Consider the following 24,722-nt stretch of genomic DNA (forward strand, 5'->3'; position numbering starts at 1 on the left):
CATACACTCAAAATCATTATTCAATTCGAAGACCTAAGACATCTAAACAAGTAATGATTAACTCTTCATTATAACTAAAAACAAATATTAGGCCATGTTTGTTTTTTTACTAAAAAAAATCACCTATTGTGATATATTAATTTCTCAAGAACACGCTAACTAATTGTATTAATGCTTATTACATACTGTGAAAAAACCAACTATTTTTGTGCAAATTTACTCAAAACAATTCATCATCCTAACACATACTACAACACAATGAAGAATATAATTCCTTAAAATGAAGTGAAAAAATACTATTTTTTGATAAAATATGATTTTATAACTAAATAATAAGAAAGTGAACAAGGTATCATTATCCATAAGCGGTTTTTGATACAAAATTACAACACCTAATCTTCACATAATGTGACTGTTAAAGTTATATCAAAGAAAGGAAAGTTATAAAATCAAGGCTTTCTAATCTTTATTTACTATTTTTAAAATAAAATTATTAACCATGAATCAAGACCATAATAAACCTTTTATAACTGAATCTATTCAAGACAAAGTAGCTACTATATCATTCTATAGCCCAGCTAGTAACTCTTTTCCTAGTTCGCAATTAGAAAAATTAACTAGTATAATTACTAAACTTAGTGATCACCCACATATTAATACAATAATTCTAAAAAGTGAAGGAACAGGCGCATTCTGTGCAGGAGCTTCTTTTGACGAACTACTTTCTATTAAAGATACTGCTACAGGTCAAGCCTTTTTCTCTGGCTTTGCAAATGTCATTAATGCAATGCGCAAAAGTCCGAAGATATTTATTGGTCGTATCCACGGCAAAACTGTAGGAGGAGGAGTAGGACTAGCTGCTGCATGTGATTATTGTTTTGCTACAACGAATGCATCTATTAAATTATCAGAACTAGCTATAGGTATTGGACCTTTTGTAATAGAACCAGCTGTATCTCGTAAAATAGGTAAAACGGCCTTCACAGAAATGTCTCTTGCAGCTCACGAATGGAAAACGGCTACTTGGGCACAGAATCACGGATTGTATAGCGAGGTATATGATACTGTAGACAGACTCGACTTAGAAGTAGAGACCTTTGCTACGAAGATAAGTTCATATAACCCAGAAGCTCTATGCGAAATGAAGAAAATATTCTGGGAAGGAACAGACCATTGGACAGAACTATTACATCAACGTGCTGAAATATCAGGTAGACTTGTCCTTTCTGAATTTACAATAAATGCGCTTAACCAATTTAAAGCAAAATAATATATACCCCTTCTAAGCACGCATACTCAGAAGGGGTATTTTATTACACATATCTTACAACTATTATTAAAAAACATAAAACAATAAAGACATATTTAGTCAAACTAAACAGTATAAAAAATATTTACACAGAATAAACATCTATTTAATATTAATGTTAACTTAAATTAACTCATTGTGGTATATTTGCTAAAAAATATAAAACTATGAAATCACTAAAGTACTTACTACCAATACTTTTAATCTCCTTTAAAGCCCTTGCATCAGAGCCACTAAAGGTATCAGACTATAGAGATAGTGGTAGGTATAGCACCTCACATTATGAAGGTGGCTTTCTAAGTCATTTAAATATTTCGGCAGGAGTTTCTACATTAGGATTCACCCTAGAGGCATCTACTCCGATTAATTCAAGTTTAAAACTAAGAGCTGGATTAGATTACTTTAAATTCAATTCTAAAAAGTATGATGTAGATTTTGATGATCAAGATGGATACTTGTATGAGGCCTTTGGTTACACCCCTACTTATGAGATGCATGGTAGCCTTAAAGCTATTCACGGACACGCACTAGTAGATTATTATCCTTTCAAAAAAGGAATATTTCATCTTACAGCAGGTTTCTACTTAGGTAGTACTAAACTGAAAGCGAATGGACTATTAACAGATGGTAATGGTACCCCTGCTGAACTTAAACCAGGTTATGAATGGCCTACAATAGACTTCGATGGTAACGAACTAGCAGTAATAGATGGTAAGATAGACGCAGAACTAACATTAGGTCAGGTGATCAAGCCATACGTTGGTATCGGATTAGGAAGAGCTGTTTCTAAAAGACGTATAGGTGTTAAGTTTGAACTAGGTGTATTATATCAAGGAGATTATACATTAAAACAAAATGGTAGAACAGTTGCTTCTACGAGTGACCTAAATGCCTCAGTAGAGGATGCAGATAAAGTAACCAAATGGCTAAAACTATGGCCTATGGTAAACTTTCAACTTAATTACCGCATATTCTAAAACATTATGAAATTAAAGTATATATCAACCATCCTTATATCGTGCTTATTCATCTACTCTACAAACTCTTACGCACAAGAAGAACCAACTATGGAGAGTACAGCAGTGAATACTGTAGAAGAAGTAAGTCAAGAGAAAACAACAGATGAGCAACAACCGAAGGAAGACAAAAAGAAGAAAAAGAAGTCAGGACCTCCTACCTTACCTCCCAACAATTCGACTGCTTACTTATTACATATAGGTGAAGACGAATTCGTGAGAGATAATATAGCGAAACACTACTCTGACCAACGCTTCTATGAATGGACGTTAAGCGCAGGAGTATCTACTATGGGGCTAACACTAGAAGCATTAACTCCTATCAACAGTTATCTAAAACTTAGAGGAGGTATAAACCTATTCTTCTTTAATTCTAAGCACTATGATGTTGGTATTGATGATCCTAAAGGAGAATTAGCTAGTGTTTTTGGTTATAAACCTAATCTTACGATTAAAGGTAAAAATCACATGATACATGCTCATACCTTAGTTGACTTCTACCCTGTACCTGATGGTCTATTCTTTCTTACTGGTGGTTTTTACTTCGGTCAAAACAAAACAGCCTTAGATGGATATTTAATCAATCATCAAGGAGATAGAGCAACTCCTCTACTAGGAGAATGGCCTGAATCATTAGACTTTCAAGGGAACCAAATCAAGTTAAATGAAGGAAATATGGAAGCTGATGTTACACTTGGTAGTATTATCAAACCTTATCTAGGGATAGGAATAGGAAGAGTGGTAACGAATAAAAAACTAGGTTTCTCATTTGAACTAGGGATGATGTACCAAGGTGACTATGAACTAAAACAGGATGGAAGCAAAGTACTCTTCGATCTTGATAACGACTTTGAATACAACGAAAAAGGAGAGAAATGGTTAAATCGAATTAAATGGTGGCCTAAAGTATCCTTCCAAGTTAGATATCGATTGTTCTAAACAAGGTCATCTCTTTAAGGATAAAGAGAAAAGGCTACGCTAAATATAGGGGGTCAACTATATTTTTGTGTACCTTTGCCAAAATTTTTAGTTATGCCTAAGATTAGAATTACAAAACAATTCACATTTGAAACAGGACATGCCTTATATGGTTATGATGGTAAATGTCGTAACGTACACGGTCATAGTTATAAGCTAGCTGTTACAGTTATTGGTACTCCGATAGAGGATACTAGTAATGTGAAGTATGGTATGGTTATAGATTTTGGAGACTTAAAAAAAATAGTGAAAGGAGATATCGTAGATGTATTCGATCACGCTACTGTTTTCAATAAAAATACCCCTCATATAGAATTAGCAAAAGAACTAGAAGAGCGCGGACACCACGTTATTCTTGTCGATTATCAACCAACTAGCGAAAACATGGTTATTGACTTCGCTCAGAAGATAAAAAGCAAATTACCTAAAGGGATAGAACTATACTCATTAAGATTACAAGAGACAGAATCATCATACGCTGAATGGCATCAATCAGATAATTTATAGGACTTGAGTTTTACAATTAATACAGATAAGAGTATATACTTTGCTTCTGATCAACACTTCGGAGCACCCACTCGAGAGAAAAGCCTTCCTAGGGAAGAATTATTCTTACAGTGGCTACGCGAGAAAGAAGATGATATGGGCGCCTTATTCATACTAGGAGATTTATTTGACTTCTGGTTTGAGTACAAGACTGTAGTACCTAAAGGTTTTGTAAGAATACTTGGTAAGTTGGCTGAAATCAAAGATAGAGGTATTCCTGTTTTCTTCTTTGTAGGAAACCACGACTTATGGATGGATGATTACTTCCAGACAGAACTAGGAATACCAGTATATCACGAGCCTAAAGTCTTTGACATTAACGGTAAGAAGTTCTTTATCGGACATGGAGATGGACTAGGACCAGGAGATATGGGCTATAAGAGAATGAAGAAAGTCTTTACCAATCCTTTCTCTAAATGGTTATTTAGATGGTTACATCCAGACATCGGAGTTAGACTTGGCTCTTACCTATCAGTTAAGAATAAACTGATATCAGGAGATGAAGACATTAAATTCTTAGGAGAAGATAATGAATGGTTAATCCTATATGCTAAACGCAAATTAGAAACCACTCATTACGACTACTTCGTTTTTGGGCACCGTCATTTACCCATGATTATTGATTTAAATGATCAGTCTAAGTATATTAACTTAGGGGATTGGATTAACTACTTCACCTATGGAAAGTACGATACTAGTCTACATTTAATAGAATATAAAAAAGAGCTTGCAGAAGCAAAACAATAACAAAAAACGCATACTGATCAGTATGCGTTTTTCTATTTCTTATTCTAGAAAGGCTTTTCTAATATCCACTCACAGTGCGTAAAATAATTCCAACCTACAGCTCCTAAGTCCACTTTAGGATCTACGAATTGACTTAAGTCACGTTGATTGATGGACACGTAACTTTCAGCATATACTGCTACGTCCTCTCCTTTTGCTTCATATTCTTTTTTGATGTATTGTGCCATCTGCCAGATCATATCTGGAGAAGATAGGCGAGCCATCTGTTTATTTGTTAATACATCCTCTATATCGTAATACTTTCTATCCCCTGTCTTTTTATTCTCTACGATATAATTCGTATAACCACCCCTCGATCTAAGCATCATACGCCAGCTAAGACGATGTCCTTCATCTGTCCACAATACATCACCCTTAATAAAATAATGTCTCAAAGGAAGTACTAATTGTACAAACATAAATACCAATAAGAAATATTTCACTTGAGGAGAGAAATGTCTTGCTACTACTTGTTCCTCTTTTAAAGTATCCTCATCTAAAGGAGTTTTCTTCTTAAAGAACCAACTTCTCACTTGCTCTGGTTCATAGAAGAACACAGCAAAACTCAAAGCAAAATAAGGAAATATACCGATATGTAAGGTTATAGAATTAAACAAGTGAAATACCAATGAGGCTATAACGGCTAAAGTACGTGTGCGTTTATACAACAATAAGAACACTACTAACCCATCAAATATAATTCCTAAATAAGCAATAGAGACATAGAACCAATCTTGTGTAAAGACCTGTTTAAATACCTCAGGAATATTAGCTCCTTGATACATCAACTTTGTAAATGTCCCATCTAACCAATCTGGATAGAACTTAGCCACAGTACCATAGATATAAAGCATGAATACCTGAAAGATAAATAGCCAAGAGATGTAATAAGGCATGGAGTATTCTTCTGCTACTCTATTACTTTTTACATCAAGAGAGGCATATCGATTAGCAGGTACAAAGCACATATACACACAGATCACTAATAGCATATAGTAGTGATTATTATAAGATGTCTTCTGTATAAAATAAGCACCTGCCCATAATATCGTTAATAGTGGCATAGTCCACTTATATCGGTATCCCAGCATAACAGCCACTGACACACAACCCATCACAAAAAAATAGAAGTACATCTGAGGCCCTACTAGCACCTGCAGAAAGTCCATATAGATATGAGAGAATGTAATCTTTACATCTACTAGATTATCTCTTACCCAACCTGTAGCAATCGCACCGAATGACTCACAAGCAAATAAGAAACCAAAGAATATACGAAAGATAATTAACGGAGAATTATCTATCTGACGGTACAGTTTTTCCTTCATAACGACTGAAGAACTCTCGAGTCATGCGTTCGTCATCTTTTAACTTTGCGACTAACTCATCAAGTCCACTAAATTTTAATTCATCTCTTATTCTGTCTAAGATACGAACTTTTAACTTTTGGTCGTATAAATCACCATCCCAATCTAAATAATTTACTTCTATCGTATAAGGGTGGTCTGCAAAGGTAGGATTAATACCTACACTCATCATTCCCATTACTTTCACTCCATTTAACTCAGATTCTACCACATAAACGCCGTTCTCAGGAATCAATTTATAATCTTCGTCCACAACGATATTCGCTGTTGGGAAACCTAACTTACGACCTAATTTCTTACCGTGTACTACTGTACCAGAGAAATAATACTCATACCCTAAGAACTCATTCGCCAGCATCATATTGCCTTCTTCTTCTAGAGCCACGCGTATCTTAGTAGAACTAATAGACACGTGATCTATCTCTTGAGCAGAGATTTCTTCTACTTCAAAGCCATATTTCTCACCGAATGCTTTTAAATCATGAATATCAGCCGTTCTATTCTTTCCGAAGCGATGGTCATAACCAATGATAATTTTAAAGATATTAAATTTATCTACTAATACCTGTTTCACAAACTCTTCTGCTGATAACTGAGCAAACTCTAAATCAAACTTTTGAATGACTAGATTATCTAATCCTAAGCCTTTTAAAAGCTCTTTCTTCTCTTCTATGGTATTCAGTAATCGAATACTGTTATCCTGCTTTAAAACCATGCGAGGATGAGGAAAGAAGGTCAACACCAAACTCTCGCCACCATTAGCTTTAGCAGAATCAACAAGCTTTTTGATAATCATCTGATGCCCTACGTGTACGCCATCAAAAGTACCTAATGTAGCAACTACTTTTTTATCGCAATTAAAATCAGCTATAGAAGAAAATGTTTTCAATTTTTAAAGTTTATATCAGTTACATTACTATTTTTGTCCCCCTTTATCCGTCAATGGATGGGTAGATAATAAAACTGCGTAAAAATACGTCATTTTTATAAATGCCTCTTTATAAAATGACTATAATCTAACGCCTTTTAACAAAATTCAATATGCCTAACACTAGATTTTTAAAAGCCTTAACTTTATGTATAATCATTCTTTTTATACCTTTCTCAATGAATGCCCAAGTCAAAATAATGACTTGGAATTTACTTAACGTAGGAAAGAGTAAGTCTCAAGAAAATATAGAATACATCGCTAAAACGATTAAACAAACTGACATCGTAGCCATACAAGAGATAGTTACTAATCCTACAGGAGCACAAACTATCGCAAAAATACATGAAGAATTAAACAGATCTTCAGGAGCCAAATGGGACTATGCGATAAGCGAACCTACTGTTAGCTCTCCATACCGATCAGAACGCTATGCTTACCTATGGAGAACTAGTAAAGTCAAGCTAAAAGGCAAACCGTTCCTAGAGCCAACTTATCAAGAAGAAATAGAAAGAGAACCTTATATGGCAACATTTATTTATAAAGGAAAAGAAATAACGATAAGTAGCCTACATGCACTACCCACTAAACATCAGCCTGAGAAAGAAATCAAGTACCTAAAATTCTTTCCAGAACTCTATCCTGAGCACAACCTTATCTTCTTAGGAGACTTTAATTTAAGTGAAACTCATAGTGTATTTAATCCTTTAAAGAAACAAGGATATCTACCTAGCTTCTCTACACAGAAGACAAGCCTTAGACAGAAATGTCTTAAAGGTGACTGTCTAGCTTCAGAGTATGATAACATATTTTATCACCCTGATAAGAATGAGCTAATCAGTGCTAAACCCATCTACTTCTTTGAAGACTTTGAAGAAATAAGTATGGCTAGAAAAGTGTCAGATCACATCCCTTTAATTATCACATTGAAAATATTATAACCAAAAAGACCTCTTTAGCAGAGGTCTTTTTTATTATCTTCTATTCATATAAATCATTACATAATACAGTAACGTACCTAGCGAACTTATTGCAGCCACTACATACGTACGTGCAGCCCATTTCAGCGAGTCCTTAGCTCCAGCGAATTCACCTTGAGTCACTATATTCTTTGCTTGTAACCATTTTAATGCTCGATTACTAGCATCGTATTCTACAGGCAACGTTACAAAAGAGAATATAGTAGTCATCGCAAACAAAATAATCCCTATTAATAACAACTGCGGAAATGTATTAATCATTAACACCCCTCCTAACAATACCCATGTCACAATATTAGACGAAAAGCTAACAATAGGAACTAACTTAGAACGCATAGTCAGCCAGTGATATGCCTCAGCGTGTTGTACTGCGTGTCCCACCTCATGGGCAGCAACAGCCGCAGCCGCAGCATTGCGTTCGTTATACACAGCCTCACTTAAGTTGACTGTTTTATCCATTGGATTATAGTGATCGGTAAGTCTACCAGGAGTAGAAATAACTCTTACGTCTCTGATCCCATGATCAAACAACATCTTCTGTGCTATCTCAGCACCACTCATCCCATTCTGAAGTTGTACTTTAGAATATTTCTCAAATTTACTTTTTAAGCGATAACCTACTAACCAACTAGCACCCATTATCGCAATCATAAAAATCCAAATCATACTTAGACGTTTTTCTTTTTTTAATTAAATCTACAAATTATAAGCCAAACTAAAAATAAGACATTTTGACATAAAAAAAGGGTTACATAACCGTAACCCTCTCTTATTAACTATATTTTATACTATTTAAGTTTCTTTTTAACCTCTACTTCTTGGAAAGCTTCGATTACGTCATACTCCTTAATGTCGTTGTAGTTTTTAATCTGAATACCACAATCATATCCTTTAGAAACTTCTTTAACATCATCTTTGAAACGTTTAAGAGCAGTTAACTCTCCAGTGTAGATTACTACACCTTCACGGATTAAGCGGATTCTAGAGCTACGGAATATCTTACCATCTGTAACCATACATCCAGCGATAGTTCCCACTTTAGAGATTTTGAACAACTCACGGATCTCAGCAGTACCAGTAACCTCTTCTTTAAGTTCTGGAGATAACATACCTTCCATCGCATCTTTAAGGTCATCGATAGCAGCATAGATGATTGAGTAGTTACGGATATCGATCTCTTCTTTATCAGCTAATACTTTAGCAGATGCCATAGGACGAACGTTAAATCCGATAATGATCGCGTCAGAAGCAGATGCTAACAATACGTCAGATTCTGTAATCGCACCAACTCCTTTGTGGATAATGTTGATTTGAATTTCTTCTGTAGATAATTTAGAGAATGAATCAGATAATGCCTCAACAGAACCATCCACGTCCCCTTTTAAGATAATGTTCAACTCTTTGAAATCTCCTAATGCGATACGACGTCCAATCTCTGCTAACGTAATATGACGTTGAGCACGTACAGATTGTTCACGGATCAGCTGAGTACGTTTAGATGCAATTTGTTTTGCTTCTTTTTCTTCTTCGAATACGTTGAATTTATCACCCGCAGTTGGTGCACCATCAAGACCTAATACAGAGATTGGAGTTGAAGGACCAGCTACTTTAATAGACTTACCACGCTCATCGTGCATAGCACGTACTTTACCATGGTTACATCCTGCTAATAAATAATCTCCTACGCGAAGAGTACCAGCTTGTACTAATACAGTAGATACATATCCTCTACCTTTATCTAAGAAAGCCTCTACTACAGTACCTACTGCTAACTTATCTGGGTTAGCTTTCAGCTCTAACATTTCAGCTTCTAATAATACTTTCTCAAGTAATTCAGTCATACCAATACCTTGTTTAGCAGAGATATCTTGAGATTGGTAAGTACCACCCCACTCTTCTACTAGCAAGTTCATAGATGCTAACTTTTCTTTAATTTTATCAGGGTTAGCCGTTGGCTTATCTACCTTATTGATCGCGAAGATAATAGGTACACCTGCTGCTTGAGCGTGGCTAATAGCCTCTTTCGTTTGTGGCATGATGTCATCATCCGCAGCGATTACGATAATAACGATATCCGTTACTTGCGCACCACGTGCACGCATCGCAGTAAACGCCTCGTGACCTGGTGTATCTAAGAAAGTAATCTTTTGACCATTTTCTAAAGTTACCCCATAAGCACCGATGTGCTGAGTAATACCTCCAGACTCACCAGCGATAACGTTAGCTTTACGAACGTAGTCAAGTAACGATGTCTTACCGTGGTCAACGTGTCCCATTACAGTAACGATAGGAGCACGAGATTGTAAATCTTCTGGTCTATCTGGAGTTTCTTCGATAGCCTCTTCAATAGCTGCAGTAGTAAAGTCTACTTCATATCCGAACTCGTCTGCCACGATAGTCAATGTCTCAGCATCTAGACGTTGATTCATTGTTACCATGATACCTAATGACATACATGTACCGATAACTTTAGTAATAGGCACATCCATCATAGTAGCGATCTCACCTACAGTAACGAACTCAGTAACTTTTAATATTTTACTTCCAGCTTCTAATGCTTTTTGTTCGTCATCCGTTTTCTTACGGTGTACATCACGTTTATCACGACGGTATTTAGCAGATTTAGACTTATTACCTTTACCTTGAAGACGTTCTAGAGTCTCCTTGATTTGGTTTTTAACTTCTTCTTCTGTTGGCTCAGCCTTAACTACAGGAGCTTGTTGGTTACGTCTTTGGTTTCTATTACCAAATTTGTTTCCACCAGCATTGTTATTATTGTTGTTATTTCTTTGCCCGCCACCTTGGTTTCTGTTATTGTTGTTGTTATTACCACCATTAGCATTATTGCTATTGTTATTAGTAGTATTACCACCTTCAGCAGTACCTGGTTTAGCTATACGTTTTCTCTTATTCTTATTAGCGGCATTACCGGCACCTGGTTTCGCATTGTTACCAGCGTTGTTACCACCTTTTTTAGGCTCTTCTTTTTTCTTTTTAGGCTTATCGAATTGAGATAAATCGATAGTCTGTCCAGTAAAAGTAGTTCCTGACAGTTTTTGATAATTAGTTTTAATTATCTCCTCTCCTGCATTGTCTTCTGTTTTAGCAGCCTCTTCTGCATTGTTAGACTCTACTTTTTTAGAATCCACTTTGTTAGATGAAGCATCCTTACTTCCTGCTACAGATTCTTTCTGTTTTGGTTTTTCCACCTCTTTTTTAGCTTCCACTTGTTTATTTGAGTTCGTTACTTTAGATGCTTCCTTATCAACTACAGGTTTAGCGACAGTCTCTTTCTTATCCTCTATAACCTCATTAGCTTGTTTTTGCTTACTCACTTTAGCAGGAGCTTTGGCATCTTTTTCAAAAGATTTATTTTCTTTATTAGAATCGTCTGAAGAAGCTTTAGTTTTTTTAGGCTCAAGGTCGATTTTACCCACAGTTTTAATAGCTGCAATTTCTTCAGCTTTAGCTCGGATAATTTCTTGTTCACGTTTAATACGTGCTTCCTCTTGTTTTTTCTTCTCCTCTAATTCTTTATCACGCTCAATTTTCAAGGCCTCTTTCTCTTTCTTTTTCTCTTCACTTACTTCAATAGATGCCTCTTTCTTACCTTTATCAGCAGAAAATTGTTTACACAAAACACTATATTCTTGATCAGAAATTTTAGCATTAGGTGTTGCGTCGATATCGAAACCTTTTCCTTTTAAAAAGTCAACGGCTCTATCGAGAGAAATATTCAATTCCCTTAAAACTTTATTAATTCTTATTGCTCTTTCTTCAGACATATTATCCTTTTAGTGTATTAAATGTGTTGTGTTGTTAACTTGTAATTAATCCTCGAATTCTTCTTTCAAGATTCTAAGTACATTCTCAATTGTTTCATCTTCAAGATCAGTACGTTTCATTAACTCTTCAACACTTAGGCTTAAAACGCTCTTAGCCGTATCTAAACCGATTCTTGCAAATTCTTCAATTACCCACTCATCGATTTCGTCTTTGAATTCTTTTAATTCTACGTCATCGTCTTCTGGGTTTAATTCACGCATAACATCAATATCATATCCAGTTAACATACCAGCTAATTTGATGTTTTGTCCACCACGTCCTATCGCACGTGATACCTCTTCTAGAGCTAAATAAACATTTGCTTTTTTAGTCTCTTCATTCAGAACTACTTTATTTACGTTAGCAGGTGCTAAAGCACGCTTAACGAATAATTCTGTATTATTAGTAAAATTAATTACATCTATATTCTCATTTCCTAATTCGCGAACGATACCATGGATACGAGATCCTTTCATACCTACACACGCTCCTACTGGATCGATACGATCATCAAAAGTATCTACTGCCACTTTTGCTTTTTCTCCAGGGATACGTACCACTTTCTTAATCGTGATATGTCCATCAGCGATCTCAGGAATCTCTTGCTCGAATAATCTTTCTAAGAACTCAGTAGCAGTTCTAGACATGATGATTTGAGGTTTAGACCCTTTTAATTCTACTGCTTCGATGATTCCTTTTACAGTATCACCTTTTCTAAAGAAGTCAGATGGAATCTGTTTATCTTTTGGTAAAACGATTTCATTTCCTTCCTCATCCATCAAAATTACAACTTTTGGGCGGATGTGGTGCACTTCTGCTGAATAAACTTCTCCAATAATATCTTTGAACTGTTTGTATAAAGTAGTATTATCGTGCTCAGTCACTTTAGAATTTAAGTTTTGGCGCAATGCTAAAATAGCACGTCTTCCTAACTCCTCTAATTTAACCTCTTCTGAAACTTCTTCTCCTACTTCAAAATCTGGTTCGATCTTGCGTGCTTGAGATAATGAAATTTCATAGTTATCATTCTCTACTTCTCCATCATTTACTACTACACGGTTTCTGAATATCTGGCAATCTCCTTTATCTGGATTAACAATGATATCAAAGTTATCATCGTTACCAAATCTTTTTTTCAATGCATTTCTAAATACATCTTCTAAGATGGCCATCAGCGTTACACGCTCAATATCTTTTTCGTCTTTAAATTCTGAGAATGAATCTACTAAATCTCTATTCTCCATGTGCTTTTTTTATTTTAAAATGAAATTATAACATTCGCTTCTTTAATATTCTCAAAAGGAATCACAGCTTCTTTCTCTACTGTTACCTTCCCTTTTCCTACAGCTTTAGGCTCTCTAGCCTTCCACTTTAGGACAATCTGATTATCGATCACATTATCTAGAGTAGCCTCGTATTTCTCTTGATCTAGCGTCACTACTTTCAGTTTTCTACCAATGTTCTTATGGTATTGACGAAGTAATTTTAAAGGTGCTGTTGCACCTGCTGATGCTACCTCTAGTGAGAAATCTTGCTCTTCTCTATCTAAATTATGCTCTATAGCTCTACTAAAATTTATACAATCTTGTAATGTCACACCTTCATCACCATCTATAGTTAGAGTGATTTTATTGTCAGCAGACACCGTAAAATCTATAATAAATATAGATGTATGCTCTTCTAAAGCCTTATCTATTAATTCTTGTACTTTACTTTTTAATGTCATATGCTATAAAAAGAGGGGACTACTTTGTCCCCTCATTATTTAACTTTTTTAATAAATAACTGTGCAAAGATATTAATTTTTTTATTACAAATAAAACTTTTGCCTATTGATAATTATATTCTTAACTTTAAATCATGTAATTAAATCGAAATAAAACAACAAATATCACTATGAAAAAAATACTAGTCCCAACAGATTTTTCTACACAAGCTTATAACGCTATCAAGGTAGCTGCTTGTATAGCTAAAAAAGGAGATGCAGAAATACTACTATTACACATCTTGGACTTGCCACAACAAGGAAATGATAGTATCAACAAAGGTACTCCTGCACCCGAAGTAATGTTCTTTAAGAACGCTGCTGAAGAAAAACTTAGAGAGTTAGCTCTATCTAACCTATTCGAAGGCGTAAAAGTATCTACTAGTCTTATCCTAGAAAGAACTGCCTATGGAGTAACCAAAACTGCAGAGACTAATAAAGTAGACCTTATCGTAATGGGATCTCATGGAGTGAGTGGAGCGAAAGAGTACTTCGTAGGTTCTAACACCCAGAAAGTAGTAAGAACATCTGACGCGCCAGTATTAGTAATTAAAGGAGAAGGTGATAACTTCAATGTAAATGATCTTGTCTTCGCGTCTGACTTTACTGATAATATGAAAGAGCCTTTTAAGAAGATTCTACGCCTACACCAGATGTTCGACACGAAGTTACACCTGCTGATGGTAAACACTCCTAATAGTTTTAAACCTACTCATGTAGCAGAACAAGTATTAGAAGACTTCTTAGAAGACATCACAGATACAGAATACGACTTATCTATCTATAATGATCTAACAGTAGAAAAAGGAATTCTTAACTTCTCTAAGAAAACAAATGCAGACCTAATCACGATCGCTACACATGGACGTACAGGATTAGCTCATTTCTTCAACGGAAGTATCAGTGAAGATCTAGTAAATCACTCACCGATTTCGGTACTGACTATCAAGATAGACTAAGCACTATCCTTATATAATACAAAAAGCTGATTGCTATTCGCAATCAGCTTTTTTATTTCTACTCTTTTAGTTATTTATCTCTGCCTTTGGTTTTAGTTCCTTGCAGATTCCCTCGAGTATCCTTGCAGTTTCCTTCGAGAAAACCCCTCTCTGGGCAAGTAAACTCGGAGAAAACCCCTAGAATACCCGAAGAACCCCAAGCTCAGATACAATACATCATTAAAAATCAATACACTATAATAACTTCACCCCTTCATAATAAAACAAAAAGAGCAACCGAGGTCACAAACTCCATATCTAGGCAAAAAGAGCTGAAAGAAAATAAAAAACAGCTAAACACAATGTCTAACTGTTCTTCCTATAGTATTATTATTTAATAACACGTAGCTCACTTATCTTTCCTTTTCTCTCAAAAGGAGTTTGCTTAATTATTGCCTTTTTTGCTAAATCATACTGCACAAACATAGTCTGATGATCGCTTTCTCCTTCTGCTATTAGGAATAATGAATGAGACAGTTCATCATACATTATATCATAAATAGCACCTGTCTCAAAAACCTTGCTTAAAGAACCGTCTTTAGGGTTTACTACTGTAACAATACTCTTAGCAGGATTACTCGCTTTATTAAACGCGTAGTAAAACACTCCATTTTTATCTTGTACAAAGCCACCTTCTTTTCCTTCTCCTTCAGAATATGGTTTCAATGTAATTATCTTTTCTTTAGTATTACTATCAAATTCTTTAAAGTTATAAGCATTCAATCGTACAATAGTCATCTGCGACTCCTCGAAAGTATCAAAGTCATGGTTATATAACAAAGCTACGATCTCATTTTTATTCTTCTTATCTATAGAAGCATACAGACAGCTACCTCCCTTATAATACTTCACTAATTCTTTACTCTCATTTTCTACTTTAATCTGTCCTGTTTTCGGATTAACTGACACAAAACGTTCATCATTATCCCCTCCTTTACCAGAATCAAAATAAACCACTCTATCATCTGCCACTACTACACTCACATAAGGATCAAACAGTAAATTCTTTGGTGATAAATCTACGTAAGATACTTCTTCCTTTTTATCATAATTATAAGTAAGTATCTTTTCGTTTCCTAATGTCATAGCATACATCTCTTTATTCGCATCATTTACTGCGAAATCATATACATGTGGATACTTATCTGTATCGAATTTGCTCAGCAATGTTATCTTATCATCTTTTGGATCGAATAACGATAAATTCATAGCACGATCTTTTATATCATCCTCTAAAAACAAAACTCTTCCAGACTCATTTTCCTTAATAGGTGGTTTTGGAGTTTCAGGAGTATCTGTACTATTATCTGTTGAACAACTCATAAATGCAAGAATACCTGCAAACAATAAAAACTTTTTCATAGCAATATATTTTTGTTAAAATTATAAAAATATCACTATTAAAAATAACCCACACAGTATATTATCATATTATCAAGTATCCACTACCACACTTAAATTCTAATAATAGAATCCCTTTATCCTATATATTAATAATTCATTTTACTTATCTATTATGCATTATTTATATCATATCTCACTCATGACATATAAAATAATTTAGATTACAATAACCAATAAAAAAAATAGTTAGGCGATTAATCACCTAACTATTCCTTACTTTACCTATCATAACAATACTACTTTATATTAAAATGGATCAACCATTAACAATGAAGTAAGCTCTATTTCTTCTTGATTCTTAAACTTCAATTCTTTTACGACAGATGCCTTATTATCCAAGTTCACAATCACTAATCTAACATATTTCTTTCTTTCCTTATCTAACACTAAATAATAGATATTATGAGTTTTCTTCTCATAAACAATATCTCCAATAAATGCATCTGAGAACTGATACAATGGTGTTTCTTTTCTAGTCATAAGATCGAATTGAACTAATTTATTACTTGAAGTAATAAATACGACATTCTCATTCTTATCTACAAAAAAGCCATACCCATTCTTATCACTTCCAAATGAAGTTGGTAATGCAATTGTCTTTTGCGCTGTATTCTCATCATAATCCTCTAAATCATTCGGATTTAAGACTAGCAGAGAATATTTAGCAGTGTTTTTCCCTGTCATTTCTCTTAACAAAGCATACAGTTTATCTTTCTTATTGTTAAATGTGTATGAGAAAATGCTCTTCTTATCTGTACTTAGTAGTTTATTTAACTGCTGACTACCATTCTCTATTCTATTAGTCGCCTCAGTCAGATTAATCTTATAAAAACTACTATATTCACCATGTTCATACCCTCTATAAAAATAAGTCCATAAGTTACCACTGTTGTCTAATAATGTATTCCCTTCCATATACTCTACAAAACCAGGAGTAAACTCTCTCTTGAATACATTCTTAGAATTGGAATTAGAACTAAAGTCCAATGTCAAAATTTCATTTTGTGTCAAATCATAAAGCTTCTTACTACCCTCGTCATAGTAAGGGAATTCAAAGTGAGCTCCTTTAACATCTATATCACGAACCTCTCCACTACGAATATCTATCTGCGACATGTAATCATGTCCCACTAAAAGTACATTTTTAGTAGTAGGAGGCAACACAGCCTGTCCTCCATCAGTATTTCCACTATTAGAATCATCTGATGAACAACCCATAAATGCAAGAATACCTGCAAACAATAAAAACTTTTTCATAGCAATAATTTTATGTTAAAATTAATTAACAAACACAACATATAACACACCCGATACAATTATTACATTATAAACAACAAAAACCACATCAATACCAACATATTATTTAAATAACAAATAAGCTACTATACATTTTATTAAAACAGCTACTGAAATAAAGAAAAAATGCACTCATCACAAAGTTCAAACCAACACAAACTACAAATAAATAAACCGAATCACATAACAACAACCCTCACACATCTTATTTTATTCTTATTTTTAACATAAATAAATGATGATATATGAAAAACAAACTCACTTTACTGAGTAGCCTATTAATGTTCTTTATATTAATAGGAAATCTTATGGCTCAAAACAAAATACAAGTCTTAAGTGCCGTAATAAAGGATAAAAAAATAGAAGGTGCTCAGGTACTTATTCAGCGCAATGGAGAACAGACCATCTCTGGATACACAGACAGAAACGGAATGGTCAACCTAAATGTACCTTATGCTGATGACGCCGATACGAAAGTGATTATAAAGAAAGATGGCTATTCTACACTAGTTGCTAAATGTGCTTGTGCAGGAATGACTTATGCAATCAGCCCAGCAATGAAAAACCTAGACGGTATGCGTATAGTGCTCACTTGGGGCTCTACACCTGCAGACCTAGATTCTCACTTATGGTTCCCTAATAACCACGTATACTTTAACAATAAATCAGGTACTAAAGCTAACTTAGATGTAGATGACACTGATGGTTATGGCCCTGAAACTATCACTATCGAGGAGAAAAAGTTTGGTTCTGAGTATTATTATGCTGTACATGACTATACAAATAAATCATCAACTAGTAGCTCTCAAATGTCTAAAAGCAGAGCCACTGTATTCGTCTATGTAGGTCAGTCACTAGTAAGAACGTATTATGTACCTCAAAATAAATTCGGTAATTTATGGACCGTGTTTAAAGTAACCAAAGAGGGAGAAATAGAAGATATCAATAGTTATACAACTGTTTCTTATGGCGACAGAGGTGATCTTAGATATACGAGAAGTGGAGAACTAGGTTCTTTAGACAACATCAATAAAGAAGAAGCACTAAGACTTAATAATCTTGCTACTAAAGAGTACAACAAACAGAACTATACAAAAGCAATAGAATTGTACACCGCTGCTATATCTAATTATCCTAACTTTAGCCAAGCTTATGGAAACTTAGGATTATCATATAAAAAGAATGGCCAATACGCTGAGGCACTTTGGGCAAATCGTAAAGCAATATCTCTTGCTAATGGTCCTACTGTACGCGCAGGTGCATACTATAATATTGGTAGAATTTATGAAGATCAGGGAGAATATGAAAAAGCTAGAGAACAGTATAGAATGTCGAAGTCAAATGTAGATAAACCTGTGTATGACGAAGCTATACAACGTATGACAGACAAACTAAACAGATAATAATATTATACGATAATTTATATACAATAACACTCTTCAACTAAAGGGTATAAAAAAGGCGAATGCTCTATAGAACATTCGCCTTTTCTTACAACTACATAGCTCTACTGCTACTTATAGTTTATTTTATTATCTCGATATGACTCTCTGATACTTTAGCTATTGGCAAGTAGTGTTTCTTCCCTTCTACTAATAGACACAAGTAGATATTATCTATAGAAATCACATATCCTTCTAGTCCGTCGATACGTACTAGCTGTCCTAATTCTAGATTCTTACGAGCGTAAAAAGAGAACAATAATCTAGTCACCACATCTTTAGCTCCTAATCCTAATGATAATGCTACAGTCAATAGGATAGCTCCTACGATAATAGAGATATTGTTAGTAATAATATCTGTGTTTATACCCATCTGATTTAATGTAGTGATGAACACAAAAACTAAGATTAGATAGAATAATATATTCCCTATCATACGTGCTCCACTAAAGTCAACAGCCTTTAGCACTTCTACAATAGCTTTCTTTACCCATGTAGCAAAATACAATCCTCCTACGAAGATCAGTAGTGCTACAAACACTTTAGGAATATACGACATCAGGTTTCCAATCTCACGAGAGACAATAGCTAGACCAAATAACTCAGCTCCTACTACTACCATTAAGAAGATTAAAAACACTTTTACAAAGAAGATTAGAATATCAGACACACTGATCTTAATATTCACCTTATTCAAAAAGTCATTTTCACTTAATAGATTTTGTATTTTCTCTAAGCGAATAACCTTAAACAGCTTCTTTAACACATAAGAACATACCTTAATTATTAACCAAGAAATTAAAATATAGCCTACTAAAAAAACAAATCCTATCAATCCTTGTAATAACGAGCTCATTACAGAGTTTATCATTTGGCTAGGATACTCAAAGTTATAACGTTCCATCATCCTTACTATTTTTAATTTTATTGATTATTTCATTTTCTTTTTTCACATCTTTTTCTCCTAGCAGACTACCTAATGCCTGAGGAACCTTAACTGTATAAAGTTCTGACACATCTAGTGATAACTTAATAAAGTTGAGATTATCTATTACCCTATCTTTTAAGTAATCTGGTAATTTTTCGTCTTGAAGTATTTTTTTAAACGGATTATCCATAATTACAACGAGTTATAAATTTCAACAATTTTTTTCTTAGCCCTATGGAGTCGCATTTTCACCGCACTCTCTCCTAAATCCAACAGGGAGGAAATCTCCTTAATAGACTTGTCATCCTGATACTTCATCAACAAAACAATCTTATCCTCTGGATCTAACCTAACTAATGACTCTTGTAACTTATCGACACTCAATGAGAATATCTCCTCATCCGAAATCTCGTCTTCTACAGATAATGCGTATTGATTCTCATCATCCAATGTTTCTTCATTTCTCTTCTTCTTAAGAACTAACCTAGAATAATTGACACAATGATTATACGCAAAAGAATACAACCAAGTAGAAAATTTAGAATCACCTCTAAAGTTCTTTAGGTTTAAATACAACTTCACAAAAATATCTTGTGTAAGGTCTTCTGCTACATCTCTAGACTCTGCAAAACCAATACACTTCGCATAAACTTTCTGTGCGTACCGATCATAAAGTATCCCAAACAAGTTAGTATTACTACTTTGAACGATGAATTGTACTAACTCTTCATCCGTCATTGCAGCAAAATTACTATTTTGCGAATTAAACTTCATATACTTTTTTTTCAGGTGCAAAGTAAAGTCTTTTACACCAATAGTTTTATAAAAATACTAAATATTTACTACAAACTTCTCAATTGCACCAACTTAGCAACGTACTTACCTACTACATCAAACTCTAGATTAACCACTGTCCCTACTTGATAATGTTTAAAAATAGTATGCTCTAAAGTATATGGAATAATCGCAACTTTAAAAGTATTAATACCCGAATCTACAACTGTTAGACTCGTCCCATCTATAGTAATAGATCCTTTCTCTATCGTCACATGCTGTGATGTAGTCTTGTACTCAAATCCAAAATATGTACTACCCCCCACTTCTTCTATACTTACACAAGTGGCAATATGATCTACATGTCCCTGCACGATATGCCCATCTAAACGACCATTCATCAGCATAGCTCTTTCTAGATTCAGTTCTTGACCTACTTGCCACTGTGCTATACTCGTCACATCTATTGTTTCCTTAATAGCAGTTACTGTATACTCACCATCAGCTAGCGCTACTACCGTCAGACAGATACCGTTATGTAGAACACTCTGATCAATCTGCAATTCACTAGCGAATGCAGATTCTACTGTGATATGTAAGTTTTCTTGCTCTTTCTCTATTCTTTTGATATTTCCGATGTTTTCAACTATACCTGTAAACATAACTCCATTTATTTTATTAAATTTGCTTTCAAAAGTAGGAATAATTTAGACGAAACTATGAGCCAGAAAGAAGAAATTATAAAAGTAGGTATCTCCATAGGGGACCTAAATGGGATAGGCAGTGAAGTTATACTCAAATGTTTCGAAGACAGTAGAATGCTAGAAATCTGCACTCCTGTTATATTCGGAAATTCAAAGCCTCTATCATATATAAAAAAAACGATTGATAATAATACCGCAATACAAGGAATAGATAATCTAAGTCAAATAGTACCTAATAGACTAAACGTACTAAATCTATGGAAAGAAAATGTCAATATTTCTTTTGGTAAAAATGACCCGATCATTGGTAAATATGCTATAAAATCATTTGTTGCAGCAACAGAAGCTTTGAAAAACGGAGAAATAGATGTACTGGTAACTGCTCCTATCAATAAATACAATAGTGTAGACGAAGAATTTAAATATCCTGGACATACTGATTACCTAAATAATCAGTTAGAAGGACAAGCACTGATGCTACTAGTAAGCGAGGATCTAAAAATAGGACTACTCACAGACCACTTGCCTATACAAGATGTAGCAAAGGCGATTACTCCAGAATTAATAGAACAAAAGGTAAAGACCATAAACGATACTTTAATTCAAGATTTCAATATCTTTAAACCACGTATTGCTATCCTAGGATTAAATCCACACGCTGGTGACGGCGGTGTCATAGGCAATGAAGAATTAACAATCATAAAACCGACAGTAGAAAAACTTAATGATAAAGGCATTCTAATCTCAGGTCCGTTTCCTGCTGATGGTTTTTTCGGATCAGGAACATATAAACACTTTGATGCTGTAGTAGCATGCTACCACGATCAAGGTTTAGCCCCTTTCAAAGCAATTTCATTTGGTCATGGTGTGAACTATACCGCTGGTCTAGATAAAATTAGAACTTCTCCAGATCACGGAACTGCTTATGAAATAGCTGGAAAAGGCATTGCAGATGAAACATCTTTTAAAGAAGCATTGTATCTAGCCATTGATATTTATAACAACAGAAGTAGAAATATCGAAGCTGCAGCAAACCCTTTACAGCCTCAAGAAAAAGATTTTAGCACAAAAAAATTTGATAACTAGCTTGTAATTATAATAATTTTTTATCTTTGCACGCTCAAATCATGTATTCCATGAATATTGAAAAAGACTTTTTAATTCCTTTCACAGGATTAAAAAACGGGAAGCATTCGTTTGATTTTAAGGTAGATGACAGTTTTTTCGAGAACTATAACTACAGTGATTTCAATCATATTAATGCTGACATAAACGTTCTTTTAGACAAGAAAATTAATCTATTTGAGTTACACTTCACTGCAAAAGGTATAGCAAATGTACCATGTGATGTGACGAACCAAGACTTTGACATGCCAGTAGAAAGTGAAATTGATTTGGTAGTTAAATTTGGGGACTCTTTTAACGATGATCACGATGAGATATTAATTATCCCATATACTGAACATCAAATAAATGTAGCTCAATACATATACGAAATGATTGTTCTAGCTATACCTCAAAAAAGGGTACACCCTGGGGTAAAAGATGGAACATTAGATTCTGCAGCATTAGACTATTTAGGCTATGTCAATGAAGAAGATGAAGACGAATTCGACAATCTATTCGATGATGAAGACGACGAAATCTTTGATTTAATAGACGACCTAGAAGACGATGATGTAGAAGAGGAAGAAGAAAATACGAATAAAGATATTGACCCTAGATGGGCAGAATTAAAGAAACTATTAACGGATAAATAATATAGTAAAATGGCACATCCTAAGAGAAAAACCTCGAAAACAAGAAGAGATAAGAGAAGAACTCATTACAAAGCTGTAGCTCCAACAATCGCTACATGTCCTGTAACAGGAGAAGCTCACTTATATCACAGAGCTTACTGGCATGAAGGAAAAATGTACTACAGAGGGCAAGTTGTAATCGACAAAACAGCTGAAGTAGAGGCATAACTTTAGACAAAGTACAAATCAACTCTCACAATGTGTGAGAGTTTTTTTTTGGTATATAACCCAAAAGATGTACTTTACGCCTCCAAAGAACCGTTAATTCGTTTTTTTTTTGTAATTTTCGCTTCTTTTTGGAATGTTTTTATAAAGTAAAGCAACACCATATGACAAAAATACACGCAGCCATTACAGCAATCGGATGCTACCTACCAGAGACTAAGTTAACCAATACGGACTTAGAAACAATGGTAGACACAAACGACGAATGGATAACTAGCCGTACAGGAATTAAAGAAAGAAGAATTCTTAAAGAACCTGGTGAAGGAGCTTCTTACATGGCTATCAAAGCCGCAGAAGATCTATTAAGCAAATCAGGTACAGATCCTAAAGATATTGATTGTATAATCTTATCAACAGCTACACCTGATATGCCTGTAGCTTCTACAGGAGTTTATGTTGCAACAAAAATTGGAGCAACGAATGCATTTTCATTTGATTTACAAGCAGCTTGTTCTAGCTTTTTATATGGTATGTCAGTAGCTTCTGCATATATAGAATCAGGTAGATATAAAAAAGTATTGTTGATCGGATCAGATAAGATGTCTTCAATAATCGATTATACAGATCGTGCAACTTGTATTATCTTCGGAGATGCTGCTGGAGCAGTATTATTCGAACCTAACACAGAAGGTTATGGAGTACAAGATGAATACTTAAGAAGTGACGGTGTAGGCCGTGAGTTCTTAAAAATCGAAGCAGGTGGATCTATATTACCTGCAAGTGCAGAAACTGTTGCAAACAAACAACATTATGTATTCCAAGATGGAAAAACAGTATTTAAATATGCTGTATCGAACATGGCTGATGTGAGTGAAAAAGTTATGCAACGCAACAATCTTTCTCATGAAGATGTGACTTGGTTAGCTGCACACCAAGCGAATAAACGAATCATTGATGCTACAGCTCACAGAATGGGCTTAGATGATTCTAAGGTATTAATGAATATCGAAAGATACGGAAATACAACGTCTGCCACTTTACCATTACTACTTTGCGATTATGAAAAACAACTTAAAAAGGGTGATAATATAATTTTTGCTACTTTTGGAGGCGGTTTCACGTGGGGTGCAATGTATCTAAAGTGGGCGTACACAGCGAAATAAAAACAACTAACCAATACATTAGGTATGGACATTAAAGAGATTCAAAACTTAATTAAATTCGTAGCAAAATCAGGAGCTACAGAAGTAAAATTAGAAATGGATGATTTTAAAATCACCATTAAAACAACTGAAACAGGTAATACTGAAACTACTTACATCCAACAAGTACCAGTAGCTTCTGCTTTATCTCAAACGCCAGTTGCTCAACAAGCTGCAACTCCAGCTGCACCAGCTGCTGCAACTGAAACTGCAACAAGCGAAGATTCTAAATACATCACTGTAAAATCTCCAATCATCGGTACATTCTACAGAAAACCAGCTCCAGACAAAGAACCATTTGCTGAAGTAGGAAAAACTATAAAAGCAGGAGATGTGGTATGTGTAATTGAGGCAATGAAATTATTCAACGAAATCGAATCTGAAATTTCAGGAAAAATCGTTAAAGTATTAGTTGACGATGCTTCTCCAGTAGAATTTGATCAACCATTATTCTTAGTTGATCCATCTTAAGAAATTTATAACACACCAATTTTTACTTTCTAACGAAGT

Annotated in this window: 25 protein-coding genes; 13 read left to right on the plus strand and 12 right to left on the minus strand. The window is 34.5% G+C overall.

Features of this window, described 5'->3' with window-relative positions:
• Positions 1–499: 499 nt before the first annotated feature.
• From HX049_RS05675 to HX049_RS05695, 5 genes are all read left to right on the plus strand, one after another.
• Positions 500–1,270, plus strand: coding sequence for an enoyl-CoA hydratase/isomerase family protein (locus HX049_RS05675; protein ID WP_286414680.1), 771 nt, complete (start codon positions 500–502; stop codon positions 1,268–1,270).
• Between the two features lie 206 nt (positions 1,271–1,476).
• Positions 1,477–2,286 (plus strand): hypothetical protein, encoded by an 810-nt coding sequence (locus HX049_RS05680; RefSeq protein ID WP_286414681.1) that lies wholly within the window; start codon positions 1,477–1,479, stop codon positions 2,284–2,286.
• A 6-nt stretch (positions 2,287–2,292) separates the two neighbouring features.
• The gene (locus tag HX049_RS05685; RefSeq protein WP_286414683.1) at positions 2,293–3,264 is read left to right on the plus strand and encodes a hypothetical protein; all 972 of its coding nucleotides are present in this window, start codon (positions 2,293–2,295) and stop codon (positions 3,262–3,264) included.
• 93 nt (positions 3,265–3,357) lie between these two features.
• Positions 3,358–3,810, plus strand: coding sequence for a 6-pyruvoyl trahydropterin synthase family protein (locus HX049_RS05690; RefSeq protein ID WP_286414685.1), 453 nt, complete (start codon positions 3,358–3,360; stop codon positions 3,808–3,810).
• A 3-nt stretch (positions 3,811–3,813) separates the two neighbouring features.
• Positions 3,814–4,596, plus strand: coding sequence for a UDP-2,3-diacylglucosamine diphosphatase (locus tag HX049_RS05695; protein WP_041888502.1), 783 nt, complete (start codon positions 3,814–3,816; stop codon positions 4,594–4,596).
• Positions 4,597–4,640: 44 nt separating this feature from the next.
• Here HX049_RS05695 and HX049_RS05700 read toward each other — a convergent pair whose 3' ends face one another.
• Both HX049_RS05700 and HX049_RS05705 read right to left on the minus strand, forming a co-directional pair.
• The gene (locus HX049_RS05700; protein WP_286414686.1) at positions 4,641–5,963 is read right to left on the minus strand and encodes an HTTM domain-containing protein; all 1,323 of its coding nucleotides are present in this window, start codon (positions 5,961–5,963) and stop codon (positions 4,641–4,643) included.
• Positions 5,932–6,891, minus strand: coding sequence for a bifunctional riboflavin kinase/FAD synthetase (locus HX049_RS05705; RefSeq protein ID WP_286414688.1), 960 nt, complete (start codon positions 6,889–6,891; stop codon positions 5,932–5,934). The genes HX049_RS05700 and HX049_RS05705 overlap by 32 nt, the downstream gene beginning before the upstream one ends.
• A gap of 152 nt (positions 6,892–7,043) precedes the next feature.
• On the opposite strand from HX049_RS05705, the gene HX049_RS05710 reads away from it, so the two are divergent.
• Complete coding sequence (locus HX049_RS05710; protein WP_286414689.1) at positions 7,044–7,871, plus strand: endonuclease/exonuclease/phosphatase family protein; 828 nt, start codon at positions 7,044–7,046, stop codon at positions 7,869–7,871.
• A gap of 33 nt (positions 7,872–7,904) precedes the next feature.
• Here HX049_RS05710 and HX049_RS05715 read toward each other — a convergent pair whose 3' ends face one another.
• The 4 genes from HX049_RS05715 to rimP all read right to left on the minus strand — a co-directional run bounded on the left by HX049_RS05715 (position 7,905) and on the right by rimP (position 13,461).
• The gene (locus HX049_RS05715; protein ID WP_286414692.1) at positions 7,905–8,576 is read right to left on the minus strand and encodes a zinc metallopeptidase; all 672 of its coding nucleotides are present in this window, start codon (positions 8,574–8,576) and stop codon (positions 7,905–7,907) included.
• 122 nt (positions 8,577–8,698) lie between these two features.
• Positions 8,699–11,695 (minus strand): translation initiation factor IF-2, encoded by a 2,997-nt coding sequence (gene infB / locus HX049_RS05720; RefSeq protein WP_286414693.1) that lies wholly within the window; start codon positions 11,693–11,695, stop codon positions 8,699–8,701.
• A 45-nt stretch (positions 11,696–11,740) separates the two neighbouring features.
• Complete coding sequence (gene nusA / locus HX049_RS05725) at positions 11,741–12,979, minus strand: transcription termination factor NusA (RefSeq protein ID WP_006257671.1); 1,239 nt, start codon at positions 12,977–12,979, stop codon at positions 11,741–11,743.
• A gap of 14 nt (positions 12,980–12,993) precedes the next feature.
• Positions 12,994–13,461 (minus strand): ribosome assembly cofactor RimP, encoded by a 468-nt coding sequence (gene rimP / locus HX049_RS05730; protein WP_286414694.1) that lies wholly within the window; start codon positions 13,459–13,461, stop codon positions 12,994–12,996.
• A gap of 170 nt (positions 13,462–13,631) precedes the next feature.
• Here rimP and HX049_RS05735 point away from each other — a divergent pair, with 170 nt between their 5' ends.
• Complete coding sequence (locus HX049_RS05735; RefSeq protein ID WP_286414696.1) at positions 13,632–14,459, plus strand: universal stress protein; 828 nt, start codon at positions 13,632–13,634, stop codon at positions 14,457–14,459.
• 369 nt (positions 14,460–14,828) lie between these two features.
• Here the strand turns inward: HX049_RS05735 and HX049_RS05740 are convergent, their stop codons facing one another.
• Both HX049_RS05740 and HX049_RS05745 read right to left on the minus strand, forming a co-directional pair.
• A complete protein-coding gene (locus tag HX049_RS05740; RefSeq protein WP_286414698.1) occupies positions 14,829–15,860 on the minus strand; it encodes a hypothetical protein in 1,032 nt (343 codons plus the stop codon).
• Positions 15,861–16,148: 288 nt separating this feature from the next.
• Positions 16,149–17,159 carry a hypothetical protein gene (locus HX049_RS05745; RefSeq protein ID WP_286414701.1) on the minus strand — a complete coding sequence of 337 codons (1,011 nt, stop codon included), beginning with the start codon at positions 17,157–17,159 and terminating at the stop codon, positions 16,149–16,151.
• Between the two features lie 284 nt (positions 17,160–17,443).
• Here HX049_RS05745 and HX049_RS05750 point away from each other — a divergent pair, with 284 nt between their 5' ends.
• Positions 17,444–18,601, plus strand: coding sequence for a tetratricopeptide repeat protein (locus HX049_RS05750; protein WP_286414703.1), 1,158 nt, complete (start codon positions 17,444–17,446; stop codon positions 18,599–18,601).
• 121 nt (positions 18,602–18,722) lie between these two features.
• Here the strand turns inward: HX049_RS05750 and HX049_RS05755 are convergent, their stop codons facing one another.
• The 4 genes from HX049_RS05755 to HX049_RS05770 all read right to left on the minus strand — a co-directional run bounded on the left by HX049_RS05755 (position 18,723) and on the right by HX049_RS05770 (position 21,004).
• On the minus strand, positions 18,723–19,547 hold the full coding sequence (locus HX049_RS05755; protein WP_286414705.1) for a mechanosensitive ion channel family protein: 825 nt from the start codon (positions 19,545–19,547) through the stop codon (positions 18,723–18,725).
• Positions 19,531–19,758, minus strand: coding sequence for a hypothetical protein (locus HX049_RS05760; RefSeq protein ID WP_286414708.1), 228 nt, complete (start codon positions 19,756–19,758; stop codon positions 19,531–19,533). Before HX049_RS05760 ends, HX049_RS05755 begins: the two co-directional genes overlap by 17 nt.
• Before the next feature lie 2 nt (positions 19,759–19,760).
• On the minus strand, positions 19,761–20,342 hold the full coding sequence (locus tag HX049_RS05765; protein WP_286414711.1) for an RNA polymerase sigma factor: 582 nt from the start codon (positions 20,340–20,342) through the stop codon (positions 19,761–19,763).
• 68 nt (positions 20,343–20,410) lie between these two features.
• Positions 20,411–21,004: a riboflavin synthase gene (locus HX049_RS05770; protein ID WP_286414713.1), complete on the minus strand. Its 594-nt coding sequence runs from the start codon at positions 21,002–21,004 to the stop codon at positions 20,411–20,413.
• 57 nt (positions 21,005–21,061) lie between these two features.
• Between HX049_RS05770 and pdxA the strand changes: the two genes are divergently transcribed.
• The 5 genes from pdxA to accB all read left to right on the plus strand — a co-directional run bounded on the left by pdxA (position 21,062) and on the right by accB (position 24,683).
• Positions 21,062–22,132 carry a 4-hydroxythreonine-4-phosphate dehydrogenase PdxA gene (gene pdxA / locus HX049_RS05775; RefSeq protein ID WP_286414715.1) on the plus strand — a complete coding sequence of 357 codons (1,071 nt, stop codon included), beginning with the start codon at positions 21,062–21,064 and terminating at the stop codon, positions 22,130–22,132.
• Between the two features lie 50 nt (positions 22,133–22,182).
• On the plus strand, positions 22,183–22,806 hold the full coding sequence (locus tag HX049_RS05780; RefSeq protein WP_286414717.1) for a YceD family protein: 624 nt from the start codon (positions 22,183–22,185) through the stop codon (positions 22,804–22,806).
• Positions 22,807–22,815: 9 nt separating this feature from the next.
• Entirely contained in the window at positions 22,816–23,013 is a 198-nt protein-coding gene (rpmF, locus tag HX049_RS05785) for a 50S ribosomal protein L32 (RefSeq protein ID WP_006257684.1), read from the plus strand.
• A 161-nt stretch (positions 23,014–23,174) separates the two neighbouring features.
• Entirely contained in the window at positions 23,175–24,173 is a 999-nt protein-coding gene (locus tag HX049_RS05790) for a beta-ketoacyl-ACP synthase III (RefSeq protein ID WP_073143997.1), read from the plus strand.
• Positions 24,174–24,197: 24 nt separating this feature from the next.
• Positions 24,198–24,683 carry an acetyl-CoA carboxylase biotin carboxyl carrier protein gene (gene accB, locus HX049_RS05795; RefSeq protein ID WP_286414718.1) on the plus strand — a complete coding sequence of 162 codons (486 nt, stop codon included), beginning with the start codon at positions 24,198–24,200 and terminating at the stop codon, positions 24,681–24,683.
• The last annotated feature ends 39 nt before the right edge of the window (positions 24,684–24,722 follow it).

Origin of the sequence: Myroides odoratimimus, from assembly GCF_030326305.1 — a bacterium.
Taxonomy (GTDB): domain Bacteria; phylum Bacteroidota; class Bacteroidia; order Flavobacteriales; family Flavobacteriaceae; genus Flavobacterium; species Flavobacterium odoratimimum_A.

Excerpts from the sequence above, each read along its gene's own strand:
- HX049_RS05675 (WP_286414680.1), top strand. The coding sequence starts at position 500 with ATGAATCAAGACCATAATAAACCTTTTATAACTGAATCTATTCAAGAC.
- HX049_RS05680 (WP_286414681.1), top strand. The coding sequence starts at position 1,477 with ATGAAATCACTAAAGTACTTACTACCAATACTTTTAATCTCCTTTAAA.
- HX049_RS05685 (WP_286414683.1), top strand. The coding sequence starts at position 2,293 with ATGAAATTAAAGTATATATCAACCATCCTTATATCGTGCTTATTCATC.
- HX049_RS05690 (WP_286414685.1), top strand. The coding sequence starts at position 3,358 with ATGCCTAAGATTAGAATTACAAAACAATTCACATTTGAAACAGGACAT.
- HX049_RS05700 (WP_286414686.1), bottom strand. The coding sequence starts at position 5,963 with ATGAAGGAAAAACTGTACCGTCAGATAGATAATTCTCCGTTAATTATC.
- HX049_RS05710 (WP_286414689.1), top strand. The coding sequence starts at position 7,044 with ATGCCTAACACTAGATTTTTAAAAGCCTTAACTTTATGTATAATCATT.
- HX049_RS05715 (WP_286414692.1), bottom strand. The coding sequence starts at position 8,576 with ATGATTTGGATTTTTATGATTGCGATAATGGGTGCTAGTTGGTTAGTA.
- infB (WP_286414693.1), bottom strand. The coding sequence starts at position 11,695 with ATGTCTGAAGAAAGAGCAATAAGAATTAATAAAGTTTTAAGGGAATTG.
- nusA (WP_006257671.1), bottom strand. The coding sequence starts at position 12,979 with ATGGAGAATAGAGATTTAGTAGATTCATTCTCAGAATTTAAAGACGAA.
- rimP (WP_286414694.1), bottom strand. The coding sequence starts at position 13,461 with ATGACATTAAAAAGTAAAGTACAAGAATTAATAGATAAGGCTTTAGAA.
- HX049_RS05735 (WP_286414696.1), top strand. The coding sequence starts at position 13,632 with ATGAAAAAAATACTAGTCCCAACAGATTTTTCTACACAAGCTTATAAC.
- HX049_RS05740 (WP_286414698.1), bottom strand. The coding sequence starts at position 15,860 with ATGAAAAAGTTTTTATTGTTTGCAGGTATTCTTGCATTTATGAGTTGT.
- HX049_RS05745 (WP_286414701.1), bottom strand. The coding sequence starts at position 17,159 with ATGAAAAAGTTTTTATTGTTTGCAGGTATTCTTGCATTTATGGGTTGT.
- HX049_RS05750 (WP_286414703.1), top strand. The coding sequence starts at position 17,444 with ATGAAAAACAAACTCACTTTACTGAGTAGCCTATTAATGTTCTTTATA.
- HX049_RS05755 (WP_286414705.1), bottom strand. The coding sequence starts at position 19,547 with ATGATGGAACGTTATAACTTTGAGTATCCTAGCCAAATGATAAACTCT.
- HX049_RS05760 (WP_286414708.1), bottom strand. The coding sequence starts at position 19,758 with ATGGATAATCCGTTTAAAAAAATACTTCAAGACGAAAAATTACCAGAT.
- HX049_RS05765 (WP_286414711.1), bottom strand. The coding sequence starts at position 20,342 with ATGAAGTTTAATTCGCAAAATAGTAATTTTGCTGCAATGACGGATGAA.
- HX049_RS05770 (WP_286414713.1), bottom strand. The coding sequence starts at position 21,004 with ATGTTTACAGGTATAGTTGAAAACATCGGAAATATCAAAAGAATAGAG.
- pdxA (WP_286414715.1), top strand. The coding sequence starts at position 21,062 with ATGAGCCAGAAAGAAGAAATTATAAAAGTAGGTATCTCCATAGGGGAC.
- HX049_RS05780 (WP_286414717.1), top strand. The coding sequence starts at position 22,183 with ATGAATATTGAAAAAGACTTTTTAATTCCTTTCACAGGATTAAAAAAC.
- rpmF (WP_006257684.1), top strand. The coding sequence starts at position 22,816 with ATGGCACATCCTAAGAGAAAAACCTCGAAAACAAGAAGAGATAAGAGA.
- HX049_RS05790 (WP_073143997.1), top strand. The coding sequence starts at position 23,175 with ATGACAAAAATACACGCAGCCATTACAGCAATCGGATGCTACCTACCA.
- accB (WP_286414718.1), top strand. The coding sequence starts at position 24,198 with ATGGACATTAAAGAGATTCAAAACTTAATTAAATTCGTAGCAAAATCA.